This window comes from uncultured Eudoraea sp. (assembly GCF_947490415.1).
In the GTDB taxonomy this organism is placed as follows: Bacteria; Bacteroidota; Bacteroidia; order Flavobacteriales; family Flavobacteriaceae; genus Eudoraea.
Map to the genome: position 1 here is coordinate 316,822 of NZ_CANLGX010000001.1, position 24,310 is coordinate 341,131.

Genomic DNA, 24,310 nt, shown 5'->3' on the forward strand with positions numbered 1-24,310 from the left:
ATTTATATTAGGGAAAACATTAGTGCATTTAGGCTTTTTTTTAAAAACTGGGTTTTGAGAACAATCTGACTTTTGCCTATTCTACATTCCACTTCCTGAGGATTGTTAGTTAACCTTATATTCTTTATGATATTACCTCGTTTTAAGGTTTTAGACATCCCTTTTATTTTCAAGTCCTTGATAACATGTACATTATCTCCATCTTCAAGAATATTTCCATTGCTGTCTTTTGATTCCATAATTTATTTTAAGTATTTGTGAAAATAAAAGTATTAAAACTTATATGCTAATTCTTCCTTAAAATATGACCAGGTCATATGGATTTGGCCAATGGACGGCAATTTTACTGTAAATTGCAGCCTTTCTTAATAAAATATAGCTAAATCTCCAATGTCCGATAAAAGAGTAAGTATCCTAAAAGCATTCAAAACCATCATTTGGCCCAGAAGGAATCTGGTTTTTATAGGTTTGGCATTGATAATAGTGAGTAAAGCTGCCAGTTTTGTTGCCCCATTGTCCCTTAAATATTTAATGGATGACATTATTCCCAATAAAGACCTGGAATTCCTTAAAATTCTCTTAGGAGTAGTCATCATTGCGATTTTAGTACAGGCTGTTACTTCTTTTCTTTTAACTAAAATACTTAGTGTTCAGGCCCAATATATGATCTCGGAATTGCGGGCTCAGGTACAAAAGAAAATTTTGTCTTTGCCAATTCGATTTTTTGATAATACAAAGTCGGGTGAATTAGTATCCAGAATAATGACTGATGTAGAAGGCGTACGAAATCTAATTGGTACAGGGTTGGTGCAATTGGTGGGGGGAACAATTACTGCGGTTGTTTCTTTGATTCTTCTACTGAATATAAGTCCCAGCATGACTCTTTTCGCATTAATCCCTCTTGCTATTTTTGCGGTTATAGCACTAAAGGCGTTTAAAATAATTCGACCTATATTCCGCAATCGGGGGAAAATTAATGCGGAGGTTACCGGGAGACTTACAGAAACACTTGGAGGAATAAGAGTAATTAAAGGATTTAATGCCGAAGAACAGGAACATATGGTTTTTGAAGAAGGTGTGCTCCGGTTGTTTGAAAATGTAAAAAAAAGTCTTACGGCAACCGCGTTTATGACCAGTTCTTCAACTTTTCTCCTTGGCCTTGCTACCACAGGTATAATGGGTATGGGAGGATATAAAATAATGATCGATGAGCTCACGATAGGTGAGTTTTTAACATTTACCTTCCTTTTAGGATTGATGATCGCCCCAATAGTACAAATGAGTAATATTGGGAGTCAGCTTACTGAAGCACTGGCCGGACTTGACCGAACAGAGGAGTTGATGAATATGCAGCCCGAATCCAATGAAGAGGTGCGTACGTTATCGTTGAATGGCATTAGAGGAGATATGATATTTGATTCTGTTTCATTCGCATATGAAGAAGAAAAAGAAGTAATACATGATATTAGTTTTTCAGTAAATGCGGGCACAGTTGTAGCACTCGTAGGGAGTTCAGGTTCAGGAAAAAGCACCATTGCCGGACTTGCTGCAAGTTTTCTAACTCAGCAAAGCGGTAAAATTACTGTAGATGGTAAGGATTTATCAAAGGTAGACCTTAATAGTTTTCGAAAACATTTAGGAGTAGTCTTACAGGATGATTTTTTATTTGAAGGAACCATACGGGAGAATATTTTGTTTCCCAGACCAAACGCCTCTGAAGCTCAGTTACAGGAAGCTGTTAAAGCGGCCTATGTTGATGAATTTACAGATCGTTTTGAAGATGGTTTGGATACACTAATTGGTGAGCGGGGCATAAAGCTGTCTGGAGGTCAAAGACAGCGTATAGCCATTGCAAGGGCCGTTTTAGCTGATCCCCGAATATTAATTTTAGATGAAGCAACCTCAAATCTTGACACCGAGAGCGAAGCTTTAATCCAAAAGAGTTTATCAAATCTAACAGAAGGAAGAACGACATTTGTAATTGCCCACCGATTGAGTACCATTAGAAAAGCCGATCAGATTTTAGTAATTGAGAACGGTAGAATTGCAGAACAAGGTACACATGAATCACTTATTGCAAAAGAAGGAAGATATTATAATTTATTTACCTATCAGGCAAGAATTTAGTGATACAGACTGAGCTGAATATAGCTGTTATGTCCGTAATAAGCTAAGAGGCGTATATTCTAATCAATATTGATCACTTTCTCTATTTGTGGAGCGTGTTTTTTAATTGTCATTTCCACCCCACTCTTCAGTGTCATCTGGTTAACGCTGCACCCTACGCAATTTCCTTCAAGCTTTACTGTTACAAATTTATCGTTATCAATAGATATTAATGAAATATCTCCCCCATCACTTTGTAAAAAAGGGCGGATTTCATCCAGCGCTTTTTCAACAGTAATTTTGAGTTCCTCAGATGTCATGATTATTTCTTTTTAACAGCAGCACAACCAGCCATTGTTGTTATCTTAATTGCTTCAGTAGGTGGTAAGCTTTTGTTTCGTGAAACAACTTCCTGAACCACGTTCTTGGTAAGTTCTTCAAATGCCATTTCTACCGGAGTGGCGGTTTGAAGAGCAGCAGGCCTTCCAATATCTCCGGCCTCACGAATACTTTGAACTAAAGGTATTTCTCCCAAAAAGGGAACATTAAGATCCGCAGCCAGGTTTTTTGCACCGGCTTTACCAAAGATATAATATTTGTTGTCTGGAAGCTCCTCCGGGGTAAAGTAAGCCATATTTTCAACAATTCCTAAAACAGGTACATTGATGGCTTCCTGTTGAAACATTGCTACTCCTTTACGCGCATCCGCTAACGCTACCTCCTGAGGTGTACTTACAACGACAGCTCCTGTAATCGGCATAGATTGCATAATACTTAAATGTATATCACCTGTACCGGGTGGCAAATCCACTAACATAAAGTCTAATTCTTCCCAATGTGCATCAAAGATCATTTGATTTAAAGCTTTTGACGCCATAGGCCCTCTCCAGATTACTGCCTGATTAGGTTGAGTGAAAAAACCAATAGATAAAAGCTTTACCCCATAGTTTTCTATAGGTAACATTTTTGAATTTCCATTTATAGTAGTTGCTAAGGGCTTTTTATCTGCTACATCAAACATAATGGGCATAGAAGGACCGTAGATATCTGCATCCAGCAAACCAACTTTAAATCCCATTTTAGCTAATGTCACCGCCAAATTAGCGGTTATCGTAGATTTTCCGACACCACCTTTCCCAGAAGCTACAGCAATTATATTTTGTATCCCAGGTATTGGTTTCCCCTTAATTTCATTAACATTCGCCTTAACCGGAGCATCAACCTTAATATTTACCGTGATTTTTGCCTTTTCATAAACCTCCTTGTGAATTGCTTTTAAAATTTCCACTTCGGATTTCTTCCTTGCCTGGAGGCTTGGGTTATTTATAGTAATATCTACTACAACCTCATCACCAAATACCTGAATATTATTGACAGCGCCACTTTCAACCATATTCTTTCCCTCACCCGGCACTGTAATAGTTTCAAGGGCTTTTAGTATTTCTTTCTTATCCAACTTCATGAGCTAAGGTAATTATGTGTTTATGTAAAATGATTCTAAACAACAAAGATAAGTTATAGGTGTGAAACTATAAAGTTGTGGTATTGAAAAGGACAATATCAATATAGATTTGCCAAATATAGGATAGGTGGTGGTCTAAATTTCTATGGATACAACCCTAAAAGTTATCAAAAGGCATCTCTTTGGCAGGATCCCAGAAGTATTTTTCAAAATTCACAATTTGATTATCCCGTATTACAAGGCCCTCATTTTCCAACAATTGTTGCATTAAGTTGGTGCCATCAAAGTGATGTTTGCCGGTTAATAAACCCTTTCTATTTACAACCCTATGTGCAGGAACCCCTTCAATTGCCCCTGCTCCATTCATAGCCCAACCCACCATTCTAGCACTTCTGGCCGCCCCCAGATACTTTGCAATGGCCCCATAGGAAGTAACCCTTCCAAAAGGAATCTGTTTAGATACCCGGTAAACTTTTTGAAAGAAGTTTTTGTTTTCCGAATCCATATTATTTATAAAATACCCTGAATATGGTTATTACGAGTAAGACCAGCATTAGTAAACTAAGAACGTAATTCGAATTTTTAGAAAAGCGGTCTGTTTTAGCTTCTAATTTATAAAAATACACGGTGTACAAATACAGTACTGTGAAAGTGCCACTTCCGGCAGCTATAATAAATGTAAGAATATCCCAAATTTCAAATTTAATCCAGCCAGATGCATTCCACATGGCATTAAGCCCACTGTAGTAAGGAATGGTGAGCAAATTAAGTGCCGCAAGCAGCATTCCTTTAAAATAACTATTCTTCTTACTAACCTTTACAATTTTTATTTTTTTCGCTTTTTCACGCCTGGCTGAAATAAAAAAATAAAGGGCAAAAAAAGCAAAAACACCGAGCGCAATCTTCAGTAGTAAATCTATAATTTCAGGATGTCTGTATAGGTATTTTGAAATCATAACCGCAACGTAAGCCTGCATCATTATCATGGTAGCTACACCGAGACTAAACATGATTCCGTTCAGTTTTCCCTTTTTAACACTTGTTTTGGCCGCATTCATATTTAACAATCCGGGAGGAACCGTTGCCATAAAAGCAGCCGAAAAGGTGACAAAAAAAAGTATGATTAAATGCGCCATTGGTTAATTGACCGTAAACTTTATGTATGTAATTGGTTTTCCTTTTTCAAGATACTGCTTTTCATAGAAAGTTTGTATATCCATAACTTCTTTTGGGCTACCCTCATTCCTGTAAATATCATGATTTGCGTATAATATTTCGCAACCCAAGCCATGCAACAATCCCAACGTGTACCCATGCAAAAATTCACTATCGGTCTTTAAATTTATTACACCTTTATCTTTAAGCACAAACTTATACTTCTGTAAAAAAGCCATGTTGGTCAATCTATGTTTAGTTCGTTTATACTTTAGTTGCGGATCCGGAAATGTAATCCAGATTTCATCTACCTCATTTTCAGCAAAAATTAAATCTATCAATTCTATCTGGGTACGTAAAAATGCAACATTCTCTAAATTCTCCTCCAGGGCCGTTTTGGCGCCTCTCCATAACCTGGCACCTTTAATATCCACACCTATAAAATTTCTGGAAGTATTAAGTTTAGCAAGACCAATTGTATATTCCCCTTTGCCACAACCCAATTCTAAAACTATTGGATTATCATTATTAAAAAAACTCCTCCATTTTCCTTTTAAAGGAAATTTGCCGTCAATAAGTTCATCCCTGCCAGGTTGAATAACATGGCTAAAAGAATTGTTTTGTTCAAATCGTTTGAGTTTATTTTTACTTCCCAAAGCAAAGGGTATTAATTTGTATCAGCAAAACTAAGGAATTCTTTTGGAGAGCAGATTTAGGTGTTCTTGGGTTTCGCTTTTTCTAATGTAAATGAAAATTCAGATCCTACATCCACCACACTTTCAACATATATTTTTTCGCCATGCGCCTCTATTATATGTTTTACAATGGACAAGCCCAGGCCGGAACCCCCTTCTTTCCTGCTGCCACTTTTATCAACCCTGTAAAAACGCTCAAAAAGTCTAGGGATATGTTCTTCTGGAATTCCTTCACCATTATCAGTAATTCTGACAATCACTTTATTCCTTATTAGATTTTCCACACTCACTTCTGTAGTACCATCATGATGTCCATATTTTATAGAATTCACTATCAAATTAGACAACACCTGCTGTATTTTATCCCTGTCTGCCCTAACATAGACCGGAGCTTCATAATTCATGTCAAAAGTAAGCGAGATGTTCTTTTTGCCGGCCTTTATCTCCAATAGCTCAAAAACACTTTGTATAAGTTCAATAATATCAAAATCACTTAACTCTAAATTGAGGTCTCCAACTTCTAACTTTGTTATCAGATCAAGGTCCTTGATAATATAAATAAGTCGTTCCACCCCTTTTTGGGCTCGCTGCAAATATTTTTTCCGAACTGCTTTATCTTCCAAGGCACCGTCGAGAAGTGTAAGAATATAGCCTTGTACTGTAAATAAGGGAGTCTTGAGTTCGTGTGAAATATTACCTAAAAAGTCCTTCCGGTATTCCTCGCGGATTTTTAGTGTATCTATTTCTATTTTTTTGTCCTTTGCAAATTTTTCTATCTCCTCCGTCAGAGTTTTCATATCTGTTGTAACGGGATGGGCAGTAAAAGAAGAAGACTCCAACAAAGAAACATCATCATAAATTTTCTTAATCCTGCGGTAGATATATCTCTCGACACGAACCTGAATTGTAATAAATGTTACTGCAAAAACAATTATTGTAAAAAAAAGTAACATAAGCCAGGTGTCTTCCAGCTGTTTTTGGTATAACAGAAATAAACTTAAAGATAATGCAAGAATAATAGTAATTATGAGGGCGGCCCGGAAGGCAAATTTATATGACTTTTTTAACCTTGTAGACATTACAGTACAAACTTATAGCCCACACCCTTCACAGTTTTAAAATGATCATCACCAATTTTTTCGCGTAGTTTTCTAATATGTACATCAATTGTTCTTCCTCCGACCACTACTTCCTGACCCCATACTTTATCCAATATAACTTCACGCTTAAATACCTTATCCGGTTTTGAGGCTAATAAGGCTAAAAGCTCAAATTCCTTTCTAGGTAGAATAATCTCTCTTCCGTTATTAACTACTTTGTATTCTTCGCGGTTAATTTCAATGTTTCCAACCTTGAAGATATCTTCATTCTGGTTCTTTTCTTCATTTAAGCGCCTCAATAAGGCTTTTATCTTACTTACCAATAGTTTCGGTTTTATCGGTTTGGTGATATAATCATCTGCACCGGCGTCAAAACCCGCTACCTGAGAGTAATCTTCTCCTCTGGCTGTTAAAAAGGTAATTAAGGTATTCTCTAATCCTTTTGTATTTCGTATGATCTCACAAGCTTCGATCCCATCCATTTCGGGCATCATGACATCCAAAATAATCAAATTCGGTGTTTTTTTCTTTGCCTTTTCTACACCTTCAATTCCGTTCTTAGCAGTAAATACCTGATATCCCTGAGAGGAAAGATTATATTTGAGAATCTCCAAAATATCCGGTTCATCATCTACAATTAGAATTTTAATGTCCTGCTTTTTCATGGGCCTATTCTTTGATCATTCTGACCAAAAGTAAAGATAATACTAATATGCTTTAATTACTTAACATTGATTTAATGCTGATAACATTAAAATAACACCAAAGAGGCAAAAATTGGGATTTTTAAAGTTCAAATGTAATTTAATAGTATCTGTTCATGTAGTGTATCTGTTCATGCATTTTATCGAATTTTAATGATTTAAAAAATTCATGGAGTATAATGCAGAACTAAAATTTCTATATTTGTGATAATTAGTTTGTTGAATAGTATTTATGAAGAAATTCTACCTCGTTTTTTTCTTTCTTTTTATCTCTTTTAGCTACGGCCAGGCAGTACAAAATGTTGGTGGTGAAATTGAGGGTTTTAAGCTATACCCAAATCCTGTTACCACTGGAAAAGTATATATCCAAACTGCATTGAATGCCCCGAAAAGAATACTCATCTTTGATGTTTTTGGCACTCTAAGACTTGAGACAACAATTCTAAGAAAGGAGTTGAATGTCTCTAATTTTGTTGCCGGGGTGTATGTACTTAGAGTATATGAAAAAGATAGAGTAGCAACTAGAAAATTGATAATTAAATAGTTCTACTTGCTCAAAATAAGCCGGTTAAACTTCCTTCAAAAATTTGATTTTCATCGATAAAATGCATAATTCATCGATTAACGTTACGGCTATAATAGTTAACCTACAAAAATTTAGCTTTCACAACAATTTCTATTAGGGGAAAAGCTATTATCTTATATTTACCTAGTTGATCCCAAATCAATGTTGATGCAAAAAGCCTACTTATTTTTTTTACTGGTTTTTACTTTAGTGCTTTCCGGGCAGGAAAAGCTTCCGGCTATAGATGAAAAGGATCAGGAATCTTCTAATTTTACGCTATATCCAAATCCCGCTATTGATGGTATCGTTTACATTAAAACTTTAAATAACAGGAGTAAGGATGTAACCGTATACGACGTCTTTGGTAAAATAGTACTTCAGGATCGGATTTCAACAAATATGCTCAATATAGGAAGGCTTTCACCAGGTGTTTATGTAATTCAAGTAATAGAGAATAACAAAACGATGACCAGAAAACTGGTTGTAAAATAGTATTTCATATATATCCATTATTGCGCTCTCTGGAGGAGCCTTTTTTATTTTAACTATTTTTGTAGTCTTCAAGTCGATATGGATATCAATAGAATTTTTGAGATCACAAACTCATCTCAGTTCAACAAGCTTGCATTGGAAATTTTTAATTTTCAATATGACAACAATACTATTTACCGGAATTTTTGCGATTATTTGGGCAAATCTAAGTCCAATGTAACTACAGTAAAAGATATTCCATATTTACCGATTGAATTTTTCAAATCCAAAAAAGTAATAACGAAGAACCAAAAACCCCAGATCGTTTTTGAGAGCAGCGGGACAACGGGACAACTTGTTAGCAAACATTATGTATCAAACCTGGCTATTTACGTAAAAAGTTATTTGAAAACCTTTGAGTATTTCTATGGGAATATTGAAGATTATTGTGTGCTTGCATTATTACCTTCTTATATGGAACGGGAAGGCTCTTCACTTATCTATATGGTAAAAGACCTTATAAAGAAAAGCAGGCATCCAAAGAGTGGTTTTTATCTTGATAACAAAGTCAATTTATTGAAGACCCTTATAAACTTGGATCAATCTGCTGGTAAAAATATCCTTATTGGTGTTTCATATGCCTTGCTGGACCTTTCCGAAGATCACTCAATAAATTTAAAAAATACAATAATTATGGAAACAGGCGGGATGAAAGGGAGGAGAACGGAATTGGTGCGTGATGAATTACATAGTATTCTTAAAAGAAGTTTTGGCCTGGATGCCATTCATTCAGAATATGGCATGACTGAACTTCTTTCTCAGGCATATTCCAAGGCTAACGGAATTTTCAATTGTCCTCCCTGGATGTCAGTCTCTATACGCGAAACAGAAGATCCTTTGACAACTGAAACTTTTGGCAAAATAGGAGGTATAAACATTATAGATCTCGCCAATATTTATTCCTGTTCGTTTATTGCAACACAGGATCTTGGAAGGGTTTATAAAGATGGAAGTTTTGAAGTATTAGGCAGATTTGATCATTCAGACGTTCGCGGTTGCAATTTAATGGTCCTTTAGTGTTGAGGCTAAAAACTAGTTAAATCACTTCTTAACACTTTCAGGACTTTCCGTACCCATCCACTTATCCCAAAATGTAAAGTATAATCCAAAGTTATAATTAAATTTTCTGTGATGCTGATCGTGATGAGTAGCGCCAATGATCCAATGCCCAAACCACTTTCCATATTTTCCTGAAGGGTATATTTCAACTCCGGCATGATTAATTGTTGCTGAAATTGTCATGATCAGCAGCATAAATAGTAAAGCATAATAGTGCATAGGTACAACCAAAACTATTAACGGAAGAATAATAGCCTGTAACACCGTCTCCAATGGATGAAATGAGAAAGAGGTCAATACTGAAGTGTGTACACTTTTATGATGAATCTTATGAAAATACCTGTAAACAGATGGCTTGTGCATCCAACGGTGTATCCAATAATAATAGGTATCCTGAATGAATAAGGTTAATAAAACACTTATCGGCAAATACCATAATGGATAGGCATTTATATCCACATAGATTGCTGTAGCCCCTATTGACCATAAAAAATAAATGAATATTCCAAAAATCGCAAAAATCAACCCGCTTATTGCCGACCAATACAATTCCTTGTATAATTGCTTCTTCTTTAATGCAGTATGATCTAATATTCTTTTATCAAATCTTTTTCGGAACAAAAAGAAAAATGCATAGTGATATGCTCCTGAAACAATCAAAAAGCGAATAAATATGATCAGAAAGAGAACAAAAGTTAAAAGTAGTACCGCACTAAAGTCAAAAAAATCAATTTCCTTCATTTATATCCCCCATTTATGATTTTACAACCAGGATAAAATAATTCTTTTTACCTCGCTGAAGTAAAACATATTTGTTGTTTATCAAATCTGTTTCCGTTATCAAAAAATCTTCTTTTACTTTTTCTTTATTAACGGAAATAGCATTTTGTTTTAGTTCCCTCCGTGCTTCGCCATTTGAACCCAAAAAACCTGTTTTGGCAGACAATGCTGCAATCATATCCAATCCATTTTCCATTTCAGATTTGGAAATCTCTGCTTGTGGGACTCCGTCAAAAACATCTAAAAAGGTATTCTCGTCTAAGCCCTTTAAATCTGTAGAAGTTGATTTTCCAAAAAGAATAGAACTGGCAATCACGGCATTTTCAAATTCTTCTTTGGAATGAACCATAATGCAAATTTCTTGTGCCAGGCGTTTTTGTAGTATTCGTAAATGAGGTGCCTGAGACTGTTCGGCAATCAAATCTTCAATTTCATCTTTAGGTAAAAAAGTAAAGATTTTAATGTATTTTTCTGCATCTTCATCTGATGTATTCAGCCAATACTGATAGAATTTATAAGGCGAGGTTCTATGCGCGTCCAACCAGATATTACCCCCCTCTGTTTTTCCAAATTTGGTTCCATCGGCCTTAGTAATAAGAGGGCAGGTGAGTGCGTATCCTTTACCCCCCCCAATTCTGCGAATAAGTTCTGTTCCGGTCGTAATATTTCCCCATTGGTCACTCCCACCCATTTGAAGTGTACAATTATAATTTTGAAACAGATATAAAAAATCATACCCCTGAACTAACTGATATGTAAACTCAGTAAAAGACATACCTTCTTTTTCATCTGGCGATAACCTTTTCCTGACAGATTCTTTGGCCATCATATAGTTTACGGTAATGTGTTTGCCAACATCACGAATAAAATCCAGGAAAGTAAAATCTTTCATCCAATCATAGTTGTTCACGAGCACCGCAGAATTTTCTGCCAGGCTATCAAAATCAAGAAAGCGGGACAATTGCTCCTTTATTGCTTCCTGGTTTAATCGCAAGGTAGTTTCATCCAATAAGTTTCGCTCAGTTGATTTACCGGAAGGATCACCTATCATACCTGTAGCTCCACCAATTAAAGCATAAGGTTTATGGCCAGCGAGCTGAAAATGCCTTAACATCATTACACTTACCAAATGACCAATATGAAGTGAATTTGCGGTTGGATCTATCCCAACATATGCAGATTGCATCCCAGTAAGCAGATGCTCTTCGGTTCCAGGCATAGCATCATGTACCATTCCCCGCCATTTTAGTTCCGAAACAAAGTTTGAAGTCATTTTGTAATCTATTAAAATAGTTGCTGCAAATATAATAGAAATAGCCAGCAGCTTTCCTCATTGATCAAATTTATCCAACCGAAATGAGTAAATTAGGCCCATGATTTTAGTAACAGGAGGAACCGGGCTTGTTGGATCCCATCTTATATTGTATTTGCTCAATAAGGGGGCATCTGTTAAAGCTATTCATCGAAAAAATAGCAATATTCAAAAGGTAAAGGAGGTATTCTCATATTATCATGAAAATTCGGAGGTGTTATTTAATAAGATTCAATGGATAGAAGCTGATATTAATGATATCCCTGCTCTCGAATTGGCATTTAAGGAAGTTACTCTGGTTTATCATTGTGCTGCATTTATTTCGTTTGATCCTAGTGATTTTAATTCTCTACAAAAAATAAATAAAAGGGGTACGGAGAATATTGTAAATATATGTATTGATAAGAATATCAAAAAATTGTGTCATGTCAGTTCTACCGGAACAATAGGCAAATCTACAACAGGTGAAATGGTCAATGAAGAAAATGAATGGAATGACACCTACGCAAATGTATATGCAACTTCAAAACACTTTGCCGAAATGGAAGTCTGGCGGGGGGCTCAGGAAGGTCTCGCTATGGTAATCGTCAACCCTGGCGTTATCCTGGGTCCGGGATATTGGGAAAGTGGTAGTGGGTTTCTCTTTAAAACGGCTGCAAAGGGTATGCGGTTTTACTTTCCCGGTGGTACAGGATTTATATCAGTGGGTGATGTTGTAAAAATAATGGTACAACTAATGGATTCTCCCATTAAAAATGAGCGCTTTATTGCTGTAGCAGAAAATTTGTCTTTTAAAAGTATTTTAGAGACCATCTCGCACGGGTTTAACAGGCCTTCCCCCAAGATAGGGTTGAAATTTTGGCAATTGGAAGTTTTCCGGAGAATGGACTGGTTTATAAGTTTATTTATATCCAAAAAAAGGAAGTTAACTAAGCAAGGGCTCACATCTTTGCGCTATCCTCAAGTTTATGATAATTTAAAAGTACAGGAAGCACTTAACATCGAATATGAACAAATACAATCATCTGTTTCCTTTTCATGTCAAAAATATATGGAGGCTCACTCTTCCTCCTTCTCCTGAATTAAACTGTCTTTTTTTTTATCTGCCAGTTTTTGAAATCGCTCCCTTTCTTTTATAATCCTGTCTTCTAGTTTCTCATAAATATCTTCATATTCCAGAGGTTTGGATGCGTAATATAAATCACTGGATACAAATTGCATACTATCAATTTCATATTTATTATAAATAAATTCCATGGGGACAAAATTCTTATTTTCCATTGCATGAGGCCCAGTAGATTTTGCGGCATCTATAATAGCCAGATCGTAAAGGATATCAATCATTTTCTCTTTGGAAATAAGATTCACGGGCTTATCAATGACCTCTTCTCCACATGAGAAAAGAATGATAAATGTTATTAAAAAAAATATCTTCCGCATCATTATCTATCAAAAGTAAGCCTTTTAGCATTCCTGAAACTGGAAAATTGTCCTTTATCATAAGCCAAATGTCCATTTACAAAAGTGTGTGTGATTTTTGTTCTAAACCTATTACCATCAAAGGGTGACCATGCGCATTTATAGGCAATATTGTTTTTATCGACTGTCCAGGGTGAGTTCATATCTACTATTACTAAATCTGCATAATAACCCTCCCTTATATAACCGCGTTTTTCAATTTGAAACAATTTAGCAGGATTATGACACATTTTTTCAACCACTTTCTCTACATCAATTTTTCCTTCCAAAGATTTTTCCAACATAGCAGGTAATGCATGCTGAACCAGAGGGCCACCAGAGGGTGCCTTCATATAATTATTTTTCTTTTCTTCTAAGGTATGCGGAGCATGATCTGTTGCCACAACATCAATTCTATCATCCAGCAGTGCTTGCCATAATTGATCCCTGTCTGCAGAGGTTTTAATTGCAGGATTCCATTTAATTAACATTCCCTTTTCCGAATAATCCTGATCTGAAAACCAAAGGTGATGAATACATACTTCTGCCGTAATCTTTTTTTGTTCTATTGGAATGTCATTTCTAAAAAGATGGGTCTCTTTGCCTGTCGACAAATGAAAAACGTGTAATCTTGCTCCCGTTTTCTCTGCAAGGGCAATCGCCCGGGATGAAGAAAGGTAACAGGCCTCTTCACTTCGTATTAAAGGGTGAAATTCTACAGGAATATCATCTCCATATATGGCTCTGTATTTCTGGGTGTTTTCTCTGACGGTTTTTTCATCTTCACAATGCACCGAAATAACCAGTTCTGTATTATTAAATATTCGCTCGAGAACCTCTTCATTATCCACCAACATATTTCCGGTTGAAGAACCCAGAAATAGTTTTATACCCGAACAGGCATACTTATCTAGTTTTTTTATTTCCTCCAGGTTGTCATTAGTACCGCCAAATAAAAAGGAATAATTAGCGTATGACTTCCTGGAAGCCAGTTCAAATTTTTGCTCCAATTTTTTAATGGTGGTAGTTTGCGGATTCGTATTTGGTTGTTCCATGTACGAAGTTATTCCACCTGCGATGGCCGCCCTGCTTTCTGAAGCTATATCCCCTTTATGGGTAAGTCCGGGCTCTCTAAAATGTACCTGATCATCTATTATTCCGGGTAAAACAAAATTTCCGGCTGCGTCAAGAATTTTAGCCCCGTTCGTAGAAAGGTTACTGCCAATTTTTTGGATAATCTCATCTTGAATTAAAATATCCGACTCAAATCTTACCCCTTCATTTATGATAACAGCATTTTTAATGAGTGTTTTATCCATAACTTAATTTTTAGCAAATAAACTTCTAAATTTCATAGTAATAACACCAAATATGGCTTCCCAGATAATTGATGAATTCATTTTAGATTTACCTTGCTCCCGATCTGTAAAAATGATGGAGATTTCCTCAATTTTAAATTTTTTAAGGTATGCCCTAAATTTCATTTCTATCTGAAAAGCATATCCAACAAATTTTATGGCATCCAGGTTTATCGCCTCCAAAACACTCCTGTGATAGCAGACAAAGCCGGCAGTGGGATCATGAATTCGCATTCCGGTAATTAATTTTACATAAAAAGAAGCTCCATAGGATAATAAAACCCTATAAAGTGGCCAATTAACAACATTTACCCCTTTTTTATAACGCGATCCAATTGCCACATCTGCACCATTCAAGCAAGCCCTGTATAATCTTAGCAGGTCTGAAGGTTTGTGTGAAAAATCGGCATCCATTTCAAAAATGTAGTCATATTCTCTTGCCAATGCCCATTTAAAACCATGAATATAAGCAGTACCTAAACCAGATTTCTCTTTTCTTACTTCGAGAAACAACTGTTTGGGATATTTATTTTGTAATTCAATGACTTTATTAGCAGTACCGTCCGGAGAATTATCATCCACAATCAGGATATCAAATTCTTTTTTAAGTTGAAAAACAGCATCTATTATAGCTTCAATATTTTCAATTTCATTAAAAGTTGGAATAATTACTAAGCTATCTGTCATTTGGCTTTTGGCAATTTTAACAAAAATACTACTTTAAAAAGTCAAGCAGAAAATACCAAAGTAATTTTATCGTTTCTTTAAAGGAATTAATTAGTCCAATAATTTGTAATTTTAAAGCGAATCTGCAACCGGAATGAAACTTAAACTACCCAGAATTTTCATTTATTTATTAGCATCAATTTTTTTATTAAACCTATTACAAGGTTATTTTACTGAGCTAATTTTTGATGAAGCTTATTATTGGTATTATGCACAGCGTATGGCTTGGGGCTACTTTGATCATCCGCCAATGGTTGCTTTGATTGTCAAGATAAGCAGCCTGTTTTTTGATGGAGAACTAGGAGTTCGCTTTATAAGCAGTGTTCTTTCTGCTGGCACTTATATAGTCCTCTGGTTTTTAATTGATAATCATAGAAAGAATAAATATGTACCCCATTATTTTATATTGATTTTCTCTATGACCCTTATTCATGCCTATGGATTCCTAACATTACCCGATACCCCATTACTTTTTTTTACTGCCTTATTTTTATTGATATATAAGAAGTTTATAAACGCCCCTTCCATTGGTTTATCTGTCCTTTTGGGAATTGTTATGGCTGCCTTAATGTACAGTAAATATCATGCTGTTCTGGTTATACTGTTTGTATTGATGTCTAATCTGCGGCTTGTCTTTAACAGATATGCCTGGCTTTCTGTTCTAATTGCATTAATATGTTATACCCCCCATTTTATATGGTTAATTGACAATGACTTTGTTTCAATAAAGTATCATTTGTTTGAAAGGCCAAACAGGGCCTACGAATTTGGGGATTTTACACTGGGGTTTTTTGTGAACCTGATAGTGCTTTTCGGCTTAACATTTCCATGGATATACAGAGCGTTATTGAAAACAAAAAAATCAGATAAATTTAATAAAGCGCTTTTGTATTTAATTTATGGAGTAATTGCATTCTTTTTTATTTCCAGTTTTAACAGACGAGTACAAACGCAATGGTTAATTGTTATTTGTATTCCAATGATTGTAGTGGTATACAATCAAATACTCCAGGATAGAATCACCAGAAAATGGATCTTTAATCTTGGAATAGCTAATATCATAATTTTACTGTTCCTCAGAATAGGTCTGATTTATGCTCCTCTTTTCCCCATTGTTTATGAAACCCATGGAAATAAAGATTGGGTAAATGAAATAAGCTCAAAAGTCGGGACAATTCCTGTAGTTTTTGAAAATTCCTATACCGAAGCACCTATGTATACTTTCTATTCTGGTAATACTTCTTATTCACTAAACAATATCAGGTACAGGCAAAACCAATTTACGATTGACCAGTCTGAAGATCTGGTACAAGGGCAAAAAATACTTTATGTATCCAAATTCATGGATAAAGGTGACATCTCTTATTACGATGCAAAAGGAGAGCCGCATTATGGTGTCTATATTGAGGATTTTGAATCTTTTAGAAAGTTGAGAACTATTATTGATACCCCTCTTGAATTATTGAAAGACAAGAGTTTAAATTTTAAAATATACAATCCATACACAACGGATATCGAAATATCAAAACTGGAATTTGGGATAGTTTTTCTTAACAAATACAAAAATTTCAGAGAGGTACAAGCAATTCAAGCCAGCCCATTGCAGGAAGAGATGAACGTTCTTAAATCTAAAGATACAACGAGCTTTAAATTTTTAATGCCTGAACCAAAAATAAATGATGCACACTATTTTAAGATAAGTATTTCTGAAAACGGACTTTATTGGGGTATAAATGGTGAAAACGTTAAATTGCCATAATGGAACCTGTTCATAGAGTAATCAACAATATAGATTGGATAACAGCTATTATCTTTTCCAGTATATTTTTTATGGTTATTGCTAAGAATTTATTTTACCAGAGGTTTTTAAATTTTATTATACTCCCTTTTAATAACAAGTATATTTTTATGTACAATAAAAAGGATAAACTATTAAATTGGTTCAATATCTTTTTTACATTATTCCAACTTCTGAATTTTTCACTTTTTATCTATTTGGCCTCAAATATTTTGACCATTTCAGAAAGTGACCAGTATCCTGTGGTTTTTTTAATTATTCTGGGATTTTTATTCTTGTTTTTATTTGGTAAAATATTGCTACAAATGGGATGTGGCTTTGTCTTTAATAATAATAAGATAATATCTGAATTCATTTTTAAAAAGTTGTCCTACCTTAACTACAGCAGTATCATCATGTTAGCATCCAATATTATCATTACTTATGTGCTTACAGATTCGAAAATAGTAGTGTTTGCCAGTATTTTCCTGATAGTAGTGGTAAATGTTATTGGCTGGATAACTATTATAAAAAACTATCAAAAATTAATCTCAGGCTACTTTTTCTATTTTATTTTGTACCTTTGCGCTCTCGAAATTGCACCCTTTGTAATCATTGTGAATTATCTAAAAGACTAAGGTACATGAAGATAAAAACGATTTTGGTGTCCCAGCCAGAACCTAAAATGGAAAATTCTCCTTACCTAAGGCTAATTGAAAAGGAAAAAGTTAAGGTAGACTTTAGGCCTTTCATACATGTTGAAGGGGTTGACGCCAAAAGTGTACGACAACAAAAGATTGATCTTAAAGATTATTCCGCTATAATCCTTACCAGCAGAAATTCTGTTGATCATTTCTTTAGAATAGCTGAAGAAATGCGTTTTAAGGTTCCGGATACCATGAAATACTTCTGCCAATCTGAGGCAGTAGCTTTTTATCTTCAGAAATATGTTGTTTACAGGAAACGAAAAATTTATGTAGGCAAAAGAAATTTTAGTGAATTACTTCACTTATTTAAAAAATACAAGGAGGAATCCTTTTTACTGCCTTCGTCAGATGCATTAAAACCCGGCATTCCGGAAACATTAAATGAACTGGGAATTAATTGGAATCGGGGTATTTTCTATAAAACGGTTATTAGCGATCTCTCTGATTTAAGAAATGTCTATTACGACGTTCTGGTATTTTTTAGCCCGTCGGGGATAGAATCATTACTTAAAAATTTTCCTGACTTTGAGCAAAAAGATACAAGAATTGCGGTCTTTGGGAATTCAACTGTCGTCGCGGCAACGGATGCAGGCCTGCGAATAGATATAAAGGCACCGACACCGGAAACTCCTTCCATGACCATGGCTTTACAGAAGTATATTACCAGCGTCAACAAAAAATAAAAACTCAATAAAAAGGTCTCAGTAAATGAGACCTTTTTAATTAATAGTTATAACGCTGGGGTCCTCCTCGCCTGATTTCTTCACTGGCATAGGACTCGAACTTTTTAAAATTCTCACGGAAAGCATTGGAAAGTTTAAATGCAGTATCATAATAAGCTTTATCATTATTCCAGGTTGCTCTCGGGCTTAAAACATCAGTAGGGACACCCGGGCAGGTTCGTGGTTGTGCAACACCAAACACAGAATGAATATGGTACGTATCATAGGTATACAATCCTAATTCGCCATTAAGTGCAGCGCGAATCATAGCTCTTGTATATTCTAATTTCATTCGCGTTCCAACCCCGTATGGCCCACCGGTCCATCCCGTATTAACCAACCAAACACTAACCTGAGATTCTTTCATTTTTCTACTTAATACTTCTGCATATTCTGCCGGATGCAAAGGCATAAACGGCGCACCGAAACAGGCAGAAAATGAAGGTATAGGCTCTACTACCCCTGTCTCAGTGCCTGCCACCTTGGCGGTGTATCCCGACATAAAATGATATGCAGCCTGACTGGGAGTTAACTTTGATATAGGGGGTAATACTCCAAAGGCATCCGCTGTAAGGAAAAAAATATTTTTGGGGTTTTCTCCAATTGAAGGAATTTGTATATTGGAAATATGATCAATAGGATAACTGACCCTTGTATTTTGAGTTATTGATGTGTCTTCATAATCGACAATCCCTCTTGAATCTATACTAACATTTTCCAAAATTGCCCCCTTTTTGATAGCGGCATAAATCTCAGGTTCCTTTTCGGCACTAAGATTGATCACCTTGGCATAACAACCACCTTCAAAATTAAAAACTGTATTTTCTTCAGTCCATCCATGTTCGTCATCCCCAATCAATTTTCTATATGAATCTGTAGACAAAGTTGTCTTACCGGTGCCGGAAAGTCCAAAAAATAAGGCTGTATCTCCTTTTTCCCCGACATTGGCCGAACAATGCATAGGCAAAGTATTCTTATATAAAGGCAAGATAAAGTTTAAAGCAGAGAAAATTCCTTTCTTGATCTCTCCAGTGTAGCCGGTACCCCCTATCAAAGCAACTTTTCGTGTAAAATTCAGAATAGCAAAATTGTGCTGTCTAGTGCCGTCTGCCAAAGTATCTGCCATAAACCCTGGAGCATTTATCACCGTCCATTCCGGCTCAAAATTTACTAATTCCTCTTCCTGAGGCCTAAGAAACATATTATACACAAATAAATTGGACCAGGGGTATTCATTAATAACCCTTAAATTTAATTGGTAATTAATATCTGCACAGGCATAACAGTCCCTAACAAATACGTCCTTGTCCTTTAAGTAATTAATCACCTTATTATAAAGCAAATTAAATTTCTCAGGGGAGAAGGGAATATTTATATCCCCCCACCAAACTTTATCCCGGGTTATATCGTCTTTAACAATAAAACGATCCATTGGAGAACGTCCAGTAAATTCTCCAGTGTTAACAGCCAAGGCTCCGTTTGATGCCTCTTTGCCCATCCCGCGTTCAAGGGTCATCTGATGAAGTTTTTCAGGATCTAATTGGTAAAATATCCTATTGGTTTCAAAGCCATACTCTTTTAACGAAATTGATTTCATTGAAATGTCCTTTATTGCTATTTATATTGTATTCCAGTTGGTAAAATCTTGTCTAATTGTGACACCTTCATTAAAGTCATTCCCTTTAATTATTAGAATTTTCTATAAGCGCGATAACCTAATTGTAACCACCCCAAAATCAAAAGAAGCCCCCCAATAGGGGTTATAAAGCCAATAGCCCTAAAATCAAAGCCGGTCAGGCTATTTGTAGCCAACAAATAAATGGAAAAAGAGAAAAAAACAATCCCTGAAACAATGAAATAATAAACCTGTTTCTTCTCCTCTTCGGGAATACTTTTTACACTTCCAAGAATAAGTAATAAAAGGGCATGATACATTTGATAAGTTACTCCGGTCTTAAAAGTAGCTATCGCATCTGAAGATAGGAGATTCTCCAGCCCATGAGCCCCAAAAGCTCCTAAAACTACTGCCAATACTCCAAAGGAAACCCCTGTACAGAAAATTGTTTTGTTCATAACTTAAATGGCCATATTTCTGACAAATGTAACAATTTGATACCTTAGTCTCCGCAATACTTCTATTAGAAAATAAATTTAATGTCACGAAAAATATTAGTCATAGGGGCCGGAAAATCTACCTCGTATTTGTTGGATTACTTTCTGAAAAAAGCAGATTCAGAAAATCTGCATTTAACTATTGGGGATCTGAATCCCAGGATAATTTCTGATGAAATAAAAAACCATCCCTCGTGTAAAGTAATAAAGTTGGATATATTTAAGGATGATGAAAGGGAGATGGCCATAAAAAACTCGGATATTGTTATTTCCATGCTCCCGGCACGCTTTCACATAAAAGTAGCTGAAGATTGCATTCGTTTTAAAAAACATATGGTTACTGCCTCCTATATAAGTGAAGAAATTAAAGCATTAGATGCTACTGCTAAAAAAAATGGCTTGGTTTTTATGAACGAAATAGGTTTAGACCCTGGTATAGACCATATGAGCGCCATGCAAATAATTAATAGAATAAGGGATAAGGGAGGCAAAATGCTATTATTTGAATCATTTACTGGCGGTCTGGTAGCTCCTGAAAGTGATACTAATCTATGGAATTACAAATTTACATGGAACCCCAGAAATGTTGTACTTGCCGGACAAGGTGGAACTGCTAAATTTATACAGGAAGGTTCCTATAAATATATTCCTTATCATAAATTATTCAGACGAACCGAATTTATGAATATTGAAGGTTATGGAACTTTTGAAGCATATGCAAACAGAGATTCTTTAAAATATAGGGAAGCATATGGGTTGAAGAATGCACTAACTCTTTACAGAGGCACCATGAGACGCGTTGGATTCTCAAAAGCCTGGAATATGTTTGTTCAGCTAGGCATGACAGATGATAGTTATACCGTAGAAAATTCCGAAGGAATGTCCTACAGGGAATTTATTAATCTTTTTCTACCCTATTCACCCACGGATTCCGTTGAACTTAAACTCAGACACTATCTCAAAATTGATCAGGATGATATTATGTGGGAAAAACTGCTGGAGTTAAACCTGTTTGATTCGGAAAAAATTATTCATATAAAAAATGCTACTCCGGCTCAGATGTTGCAAAAAATATTGGAAGACAGTTGGACCATGGCGCATGACGATAAAGATATGATCGTCATGTACCATAAATTCGGATATGAACTGAATGGAAAAAAACAACAGCTGGATGCCAATATGGTGGTGATTGGTGAAAATCACACCCATACAGCAATGGCCAAAACTGTTGGCTTACCTGTGGCTATTGCTACCTTACAAATACTTAATAAAAAAATTTCCACCCCAGGTGTCCAGATACCTATATTAAAGGAAATATATGAACCAATCTTAAAGGAGTTAGTCAATTACGGAGTAGAGTTTAAGGAGTATAACAAACCTTATTTAGGTTATAATCCTGATTCTGTAGCAGGTTAATATTTGTAACTAAATTTGGTATCTTTAGGTATTAAATGAAAGTCCGTTCATGAAACCCAGTAATGAAAATATAAAAATTGATGGGATTGATAAAAAAATCCTAAGATTCCTTATGCAGGATGCAAGAAAGCCAATATTAGAAATTGCCAGAAATATTGGAATCTCAGGAGCTGCAATTCATCAAAGACTTCGAAAACTGGAAAAGTCCGGCCTTATTGCCGGGTCTAAATTCATTGTGAATCCAAAAGTTCTGGGTTATACAACCATGGCGTATATTGGTATTTTTCTTGATAAGGCCATGAGTAATCCGATAGCTGTGAAACAATTGGAAAAAATACCGGAAGTCCTGGAATGCCATTATACTACTGGCAATTGGTCTATCCTTATCAAAGTTCTATGTAAAGACAATGAACATCTTATGCATTTGTTAAACAAAAAAATACAGCAGATTGAGGGTGTTTCCAGAACAGAGACCTTCATATCTCTAGATCAACAAATAGACCGTCAAATTACTATTTAATAGTTCAAAAATATTCCTTTAAAAGAACTAATCTCTTCCACCGAATACCTGAAACCCCCAGTAAACCAACGAGGCCAGAGAGCCAATTGCAGCAACTACATAAGTTCTTGCCGCCCATTTCAAGGAATCCTCAGATCCCTTATATTCTTCTTGTGAAACAATGTTCTTCCTTTTTAACCAGGCCAACGCCCTGTTACTTGCATCATATTCCACAGGGAGGGTAATAAAACTAAATAGTGTGGCAAAGCCCATCATGATTAAGCCTGCTACGGCAATATAAAACCCGAATTGGCCTCCCTGCCCCTCTGTTGAAGCAGCCAATATAAGCCCTCCGAAGACTACCCATGTAGACATACCCGATGTAACGCTCACTACAGGAACTAATTTAGAACGAATTGAAAGCCATTCGTAGGCCTGTGCATGCTGAACTGCATGGCCACATTCATGAGCAGCAACAGCAGCTGCAGCCGCATTGCGCTGGTTATAAACCCCTTCACTTAGATTAACTGTTTTGGTTTTCGGGTTATAATGATCTGTAAGCATTCCAGCTGTCGAGACTACTTTAACATCTCTAATGCCATGATCACTCAACATTTGTTCAGCAATCTCTGCACCACTCATGCCATTACGCAAATGTACTTTAGAATAATAATTAAACTTGCTTTTAAGTTTTCTACTAACTAACCAGCTTACTAGGGCAATTGCGCCGAGTAATACATAATAAATTGTCATAATTTCGTTTTTTGCTAATTTAAAAGTAGTTATTAAATAACAAAAACCCGGCCAATATAGAACCGGGGTTTTTATACTGACAAAATGTACATTTACACTGCTATCTCATTCCAATTAAATGCTTCTAAAATCTCCTTGTAAACTACTTCTCCGTGTACGATATTTAGCCCTTTATGCAATGAAATATCTACTTCACAGGCCATTTCCCAGCCTAAATTTGCAAGTTTAAGGACATATGGCAACGTTACATTTGTAAGTGCCATAGTAGAAGTATATGGTACCGCCCCGGGCATATTAGCTACAGAATAATGTACTACATCATTAATTATATAAATAGGGTCTTCATGTGTGGTTGGTCTTGTAGTCTCGACACAACCACCCTGATCCACAGCTACATCAACAATTACTGTTCCTTTACGCATATCTCCAAGCATATCCCTGGTAATGAGTTTGGGGGCCTTTGAGCCTTTTAATAGCACCCCCCCAATAATGAGATCATGTGTTTTTATATGCTTTCTTATATTAAACTCATTAGAAAACTCAGTTACCACATGGCTGGGCATTACATCATTTATATAACGAAGTCTCTTCATATTAACATCTAATATGGTAACATGAGCACCAAGACCAGCTGCCATTTTTGCAGCCTGAGTTCCAACTATACCAGCACCAAGAACCAGAACTCTGCCAGGTGCAACCCCCGGAACACCGCCCAACAAAACTCCCCTACCCTTAACTGGCTTCTCCAGATATTTCGCTCCTTGTTGTATAGCCATCCTACCCGCTACTTCAGACATCGGGGTCAATAAAGGCAGGGTTCTATCTTCGTCCTCAACAGTTTCATAGGCTATGCAAACTGCCTTTCGTTCTATCATTGCTTTTGTCAAAGTTTCACTGGATGCAAAATGAAAATAGGCGAAGATAACCTGCCCTTTTTGTATAAAGTTATATTCCTTTTCTATAGGTTCCTTTACTTTAACAATCATCTCCGACAGTGCATAAACCTGCCCAATGGTATCTAATATCAGTGCACCCGCTTTTTTATAATCCTCATCAAAAAACCCGCTTCCTTCACCAGCACCAGACTGAATATAAACAGTGTGATTATACTTAACAAGTTCAAATACTCCAGCAGGTGTCATTCCCACCCTGCTTTCGTTGTTCTTGATTTCTTTTGGTACACCTATAATCATAGTATTATATTTTTAAGTTCATGTCAAAAATGTAACAATAAATACTGATAACGAAATAAAATCGACAAAATGTGGGGTAATAACTCTATAATAGTACTTTTTTGAAACTATACCCCATAA

Annotated in this window: 27 protein-coding genes; 10 read left to right on the forward strand and 17 right to left on the reverse strand. The window is 35.8% G+C overall.

Features of this window, described 5'->3' with window-relative positions; all coding sequences use genetic code 11:
- Positions 1–2 precede the first annotated feature (2 nt).
- On the reverse strand, positions 3–239 hold the full coding sequence (locus Q0874_RS01320) for an alkylphosphonate utilization protein (RefSeq protein ID WP_299158370.1): 237 nt from the start codon (positions 237–239) through the stop codon (positions 3–5).
- A 151-nt stretch (positions 240–390) separates the two neighbouring features.
- On the opposite strand from Q0874_RS01320, the gene Q0874_RS01325 reads away from it, so the two are divergent.
- The gene (locus Q0874_RS01325; protein WP_299158372.1) at positions 391–2,127 is read left to right on the forward strand and encodes an ABC transporter ATP-binding protein; all 1,737 of its coding nucleotides are present in this window, start codon (positions 391–393) and stop codon (positions 2,125–2,127) included.
- Between the two features lie 59 nt (positions 2,128–2,186).
- Here Q0874_RS01325 and Q0874_RS01330 read toward each other — a convergent pair whose 3' ends face one another.
- The 7 genes from Q0874_RS01330 to Q0874_RS01360 all read right to left on the reverse strand — a co-directional run bounded on the left by Q0874_RS01330 (position 2,187) and on the right by Q0874_RS01360 (position 7,183).
- Positions 2,187–2,426: a NifU family protein gene (locus Q0874_RS01330; protein WP_299158374.1), complete on the reverse strand. Its 240-nt coding sequence runs from the start codon at positions 2,424–2,426 to the stop codon at positions 2,187–2,189.
- Between the two features lie 2 nt (positions 2,427–2,428).
- On the reverse strand, positions 2,429–3,568 hold the full coding sequence (locus tag Q0874_RS01335; RefSeq protein WP_299158376.1) for an Mrp/NBP35 family ATP-binding protein: 1,140 nt from the start codon (positions 3,566–3,568) through the stop codon (positions 2,429–2,431).
- Between the two features lie 157 nt (positions 3,569–3,725).
- Entirely contained in the window at positions 3,726–4,073 is a 348-nt protein-coding gene (locus tag Q0874_RS01340; protein ID WP_299158378.1) for an MGMT family protein, read from the reverse strand.
- A 1-nt stretch (position 4,074) separates the two neighbouring features.
- A complete protein-coding gene (locus tag Q0874_RS01345) occupies positions 4,075–4,704 on the reverse strand; it encodes a LysE family transporter (protein WP_299158380.1) in 630 nt (209 codons plus the stop codon).
- A 3-nt stretch (positions 4,705–4,707) separates the two neighbouring features.
- Positions 4,708–5,379 (reverse strand): tRNA (guanosine(46)-N7)-methyltransferase TrmB, encoded by a 672-nt coding sequence (gene trmB / locus Q0874_RS01350; protein ID WP_299158382.1) that lies wholly within the window; start codon positions 5,377–5,379, stop codon positions 4,708–4,710.
- A gap of 56 nt (positions 5,380–5,435) precedes the next feature.
- Positions 5,436–6,497, reverse strand: coding sequence for an ATP-binding protein (locus Q0874_RS01355; protein WP_299158384.1), 1,062 nt, complete (start codon positions 6,495–6,497; stop codon positions 5,436–5,438).
- A complete protein-coding gene (locus Q0874_RS01360) occupies positions 6,497–7,183 on the reverse strand; it encodes a response regulator transcription factor (protein WP_299158387.1) in 687 nt (228 codons plus the stop codon). The genes Q0874_RS01355 and Q0874_RS01360 overlap by 1 nt, the downstream gene beginning before the upstream one ends.
- A 271-nt stretch (positions 7,184–7,454) precedes the next feature.
- On the opposite strand from Q0874_RS01360, the gene Q0874_RS01365 reads away from it, so the two are divergent.
- From Q0874_RS01365 to Q0874_RS01375, 3 genes are all read left to right on the forward strand, one after another.
- The gene (locus tag Q0874_RS01365) at positions 7,455–7,766 is read left to right on the forward strand and encodes a T9SS type A sorting domain-containing protein (protein ID WP_299158389.1); all 312 of its coding nucleotides are present in this window, start codon (positions 7,455–7,457) and stop codon (positions 7,764–7,766) included.
- 189 nt (positions 7,767–7,955) lie between these two features.
- Positions 7,956–8,279 carry a T9SS type A sorting domain-containing protein gene (locus Q0874_RS01370; protein WP_299158392.1) on the forward strand — a complete coding sequence of 108 codons (324 nt, stop codon included), beginning with the start codon at positions 7,956–7,958 and terminating at the stop codon, positions 8,277–8,279.
- A gap of 78 nt (positions 8,280–8,357) precedes the next feature.
- On the forward strand, positions 8,358–9,335 hold the full coding sequence (locus tag Q0874_RS01375; RefSeq protein ID WP_299158394.1) for an acyl transferase: 978 nt from the start codon (positions 8,358–8,360) through the stop codon (positions 9,333–9,335).
- Positions 9,336–9,359: 24 nt separating this feature from the next.
- On the opposite strand, the gene Q0874_RS01380 is transcribed toward Q0874_RS01375, so the two are convergent.
- Both Q0874_RS01380 and tyrS read right to left on the reverse strand, forming a co-directional pair.
- A complete protein-coding gene (locus tag Q0874_RS01380; protein ID WP_299158396.1) occupies positions 9,360–10,118 on the reverse strand; it encodes a sterol desaturase family protein in 759 nt (252 codons plus the stop codon).
- 13 nt (positions 10,119–10,131) lie between these two features.
- Positions 10,132–11,430, reverse strand: coding sequence for a tyrosine--tRNA ligase (gene tyrS / locus Q0874_RS01385; RefSeq protein ID WP_299158398.1), 1,299 nt, complete (start codon positions 11,428–11,430; stop codon positions 10,132–10,134).
- 100 nt (positions 11,431–11,530) lie between these two features.
- Here tyrS and Q0874_RS01390 point away from each other — a divergent pair, with 100 nt between their 5' ends.
- Positions 11,531–12,550, forward strand: coding sequence for an NAD-dependent epimerase/dehydratase family protein (locus tag Q0874_RS01390; protein WP_299158400.1), 1,020 nt, complete (start codon positions 11,531–11,533; stop codon positions 12,548–12,550).
- Here Q0874_RS01390 and Q0874_RS01395 read toward each other — a convergent pair.
- The 3 genes from Q0874_RS01395 to Q0874_RS01405 are packed head-to-tail and all read right to left on the reverse strand — an operon-like array spanning position 12,529 to position 14,972.
- The gene (locus tag Q0874_RS01395) at positions 12,529–12,912 is read right to left on the reverse strand and encodes a DUF4296 domain-containing protein (protein WP_299158402.1); all 384 of its coding nucleotides are present in this window, start codon (positions 12,910–12,912) and stop codon (positions 12,529–12,531) included. The genes Q0874_RS01390 and Q0874_RS01395 overlap by 22 nt on opposite strands.
- Positions 12,912–14,246, reverse strand: a complete 1,335-nt coding sequence (locus tag Q0874_RS01400) for a dihydroorotase (protein WP_299158404.1) — start codon at positions 14,244–14,246, stop codon at positions 12,912–12,914. The genes Q0874_RS01395 and Q0874_RS01400 overlap by 1 nt, the downstream gene beginning before the upstream one ends.
- Before the next feature lie 3 nt (positions 14,247–14,249).
- A complete protein-coding gene (locus Q0874_RS01405) occupies positions 14,250–14,972 on the reverse strand; it encodes a polyprenol monophosphomannose synthase (RefSeq protein ID WP_299158407.1) in 723 nt (240 codons plus the stop codon).
- Positions 14,973–15,105: 133 nt separating this feature from the next.
- Between Q0874_RS01405 and Q0874_RS01410 the strand changes: the two genes are divergently transcribed.
- From Q0874_RS01410 to Q0874_RS01420, 3 genes are read left to right on the forward strand one after another with little or no spacing between them, the layout of a single operon-like run.
- A complete protein-coding gene (locus tag Q0874_RS01410; protein WP_299158410.1) occupies positions 15,106–16,770 on the forward strand; it encodes a glycosyltransferase family 39 protein in 1,665 nt (554 codons plus the stop codon).
- Positions 16,770–17,426 carry a DUF4271 domain-containing protein gene (locus Q0874_RS01415; protein ID WP_299158412.1) on the forward strand — a complete coding sequence of 219 codons (657 nt, stop codon included), beginning with the start codon at positions 16,770–16,772 and terminating at the stop codon, positions 17,424–17,426. Before Q0874_RS01410 ends, Q0874_RS01415 begins: the two co-directional genes overlap by 1 nt.
- A 5-nt stretch (positions 17,427–17,431) precedes the next feature.
- The gene (locus Q0874_RS01420; RefSeq protein WP_299158415.1) at positions 17,432–18,178 is read left to right on the forward strand and encodes a uroporphyrinogen-III synthase; all 747 of its coding nucleotides are present in this window, start codon (positions 17,432–17,434) and stop codon (positions 18,176–18,178) included.
- 40 nt (positions 18,179–18,218) lie between these two features.
- Here Q0874_RS01420 and pckA read toward each other — a convergent pair whose 3' ends face one another.
- Together pckA and Q0874_RS01430 are read right to left on the reverse strand one after the other, a co-directional pair.
- Positions 18,219–19,814, reverse strand: coding sequence for a phosphoenolpyruvate carboxykinase (ATP) (pckA, locus tag Q0874_RS01425; RefSeq protein ID WP_299158418.1), 1,596 nt, complete (start codon positions 19,812–19,814; stop codon positions 18,219–18,221).
- A gap of 92 nt (positions 19,815–19,906) precedes the next feature.
- Positions 19,907–20,290, reverse strand: a complete 384-nt coding sequence (locus Q0874_RS01430) for a DUF423 domain-containing protein (protein WP_299158421.1) — start codon at positions 20,288–20,290, stop codon at positions 19,907–19,909.
- Positions 20,291–20,371: 81 nt separating this feature from the next.
- On the opposite strand from Q0874_RS01430, the gene Q0874_RS01435 reads away from it, so the two are divergent.
- Both Q0874_RS01435 and Q0874_RS01440 read left to right on the forward strand, forming a co-directional pair.
- Complete coding sequence (locus Q0874_RS01435; RefSeq protein WP_299158424.1) at positions 20,372–21,745, forward strand: saccharopine dehydrogenase family protein; 1,374 nt, start codon at positions 20,372–20,374, stop codon at positions 21,743–21,745.
- Between the two features lie 49 nt (positions 21,746–21,794).
- A complete protein-coding gene (locus Q0874_RS01440; protein ID WP_299158427.1) occupies positions 21,795–22,265 on the forward strand; it encodes an Lrp/AsnC ligand binding domain-containing protein in 471 nt (156 codons plus the stop codon).
- 27 nt (positions 22,266–22,292) lie between these two features.
- Here Q0874_RS01440 and Q0874_RS01445 read toward each other — a convergent pair whose 3' ends face one another.
- A complete protein-coding gene (locus tag Q0874_RS01445) occupies positions 22,293–22,997 on the reverse strand; it encodes a zinc metallopeptidase (protein ID WP_299158430.1) in 705 nt (234 codons plus the stop codon).
- Between the two features lie 92 nt (positions 22,998–23,089).
- Positions 23,090–24,190 carry an alanine dehydrogenase gene (gene ald / locus Q0874_RS01450; RefSeq protein WP_299158433.1) on the reverse strand — a complete coding sequence of 367 codons (1,101 nt, stop codon included), beginning with the start codon at positions 24,188–24,190 and terminating at the stop codon, positions 23,090–23,092.
- Positions 24,191–24,310: the final 120 nt, after the last annotated feature.

Coding starts and splice junctions, on each gene's coding strand:
- Q0874_RS01355 (WP_299158384.1), bottom strand. CDS start 6,497: ATGTCTACAAGGTTAAAAAAGTCATATAAATTTGCCTTCCGGGCCGCC.
- ald (WP_299158433.1), bottom strand. CDS start 24,190: ATGATTATAGGTGTACCAAAAGAAATCAAGAACAACGAAAGCAGGGTG.
- Q0874_RS01430 (WP_299158421.1), bottom strand. CDS start 20,290: ATGAACAAAACAATTTTCTGTACAGGGGTTTCCTTTGGAGTATTGGCA.
- Q0874_RS01375 (WP_299158394.1), top strand. CDS start 8,358: ATGGATATCAATAGAATTTTTGAGATCACAAACTCATCTCAGTTCAAC.
- Q0874_RS01445 (WP_299158430.1), bottom strand. CDS start 22,997: ATGACAATTTATTATGTATTACTCGGCGCAATTGCCCTAGTAAGCTGG.
- Q0874_RS01370 (WP_299158392.1), top strand. CDS start 7,956: ATGCAAAAAGCCTACTTATTTTTTTTACTGGTTTTTACTTTAGTGCTT.
- Q0874_RS01325 (WP_299158372.1), top strand. CDS start 391: ATGTCCGATAAAAGAGTAAGTATCCTAAAAGCATTCAAAACCATCATT.
- Q0874_RS01410 (WP_299158410.1), top strand. CDS start 15,106: ATGAAACTTAAACTACCCAGAATTTTCATTTATTTATTAGCATCAATT.
- Q0874_RS01365 (WP_299158389.1), top strand. CDS start 7,455: ATGAAGAAATTCTACCTCGTTTTTTTCTTTCTTTTTATCTCTTTTAGC.
- Q0874_RS01330 (WP_299158374.1), bottom strand. CDS start 2,426: ATGACATCTGAGGAACTCAAAATTACTGTTGAAAAAGCGCTGGATGAA.
- Q0874_RS01415 (WP_299158412.1), top strand. CDS start 16,770: ATGGAACCTGTTCATAGAGTAATCAACAATATAGATTGGATAACAGCT.
- Q0874_RS01320 (WP_299158370.1), bottom strand. CDS start 239: ATGGAATCAAAAGACAGCAATGGAAATATTCTTGAAGATGGAGATAAT.
- Q0874_RS01335 (WP_299158376.1), bottom strand. CDS start 3,568: ATGAAGTTGGATAAGAAAGAAATACTAAAAGCCCTTGAAACTATTACA.
- Q0874_RS01340 (WP_299158378.1), bottom strand. CDS start 4,073: ATGGATTCGGAAAACAAAAACTTCTTTCAAAAAGTTTACCGGGTATCT.
- Q0874_RS01420 (WP_299158415.1), top strand. CDS start 17,432: ATGAAGATAAAAACGATTTTGGTGTCCCAGCCAGAACCTAAAATGGAA.
- Q0874_RS01345 (WP_299158380.1), bottom strand. CDS start 4,704: ATGGCGCATTTAATCATACTTTTTTTTGTCACCTTTTCGGCTGCTTTT.
- Q0874_RS01405 (WP_299158407.1), bottom strand. CDS start 14,972: ATGACAGATAGCTTAGTAATTATTCCAACTTTTAATGAAATTGAAAAT.
- Q0874_RS01395 (WP_299158402.1), bottom strand. CDS start 12,912: ATGATGCGGAAGATATTTTTTTTAATAACATTTATCATTCTTTTCTCA.
- pckA (WP_299158418.1), bottom strand. CDS start 19,814: ATGAAATCAATTTCGTTAAAAGAGTATGGCTTTGAAACCAATAGGATA.
- Q0874_RS01390 (WP_299158400.1), top strand. CDS start 11,531: ATGATTTTAGTAACAGGAGGAACCGGGCTTGTTGGATCCCATCTTATA.
- Q0874_RS01440 (WP_299158427.1), top strand. CDS start 21,795: ATGAAACCCAGTAATGAAAATATAAAAATTGATGGGATTGATAAAAAA.
- tyrS (WP_299158398.1), bottom strand. CDS start 11,430: ATGACTTCAAACTTTGTTTCGGAACTAAAATGGCGGGGAATGGTACAT.
- Q0874_RS01400 (WP_299158404.1), bottom strand. CDS start 14,246: ATGGATAAAACACTCATTAAAAATGCTGTTATCATAAATGAAGGGGTA.
- Q0874_RS01380 (WP_299158396.1), bottom strand. CDS start 10,118: ATGAAGGAAATTGATTTTTTTGACTTTAGTGCGGTACTACTTTTAACT.
- Q0874_RS01360 (WP_299158387.1), bottom strand. CDS start 7,183: ATGAAAAAGCAGGACATTAAAATTCTAATTGTAGATGATGAACCGGAT.
- Q0874_RS01435 (WP_299158424.1), top strand. CDS start 20,372: ATGTCACGAAAAATATTAGTCATAGGGGCCGGAAAATCTACCTCGTAT.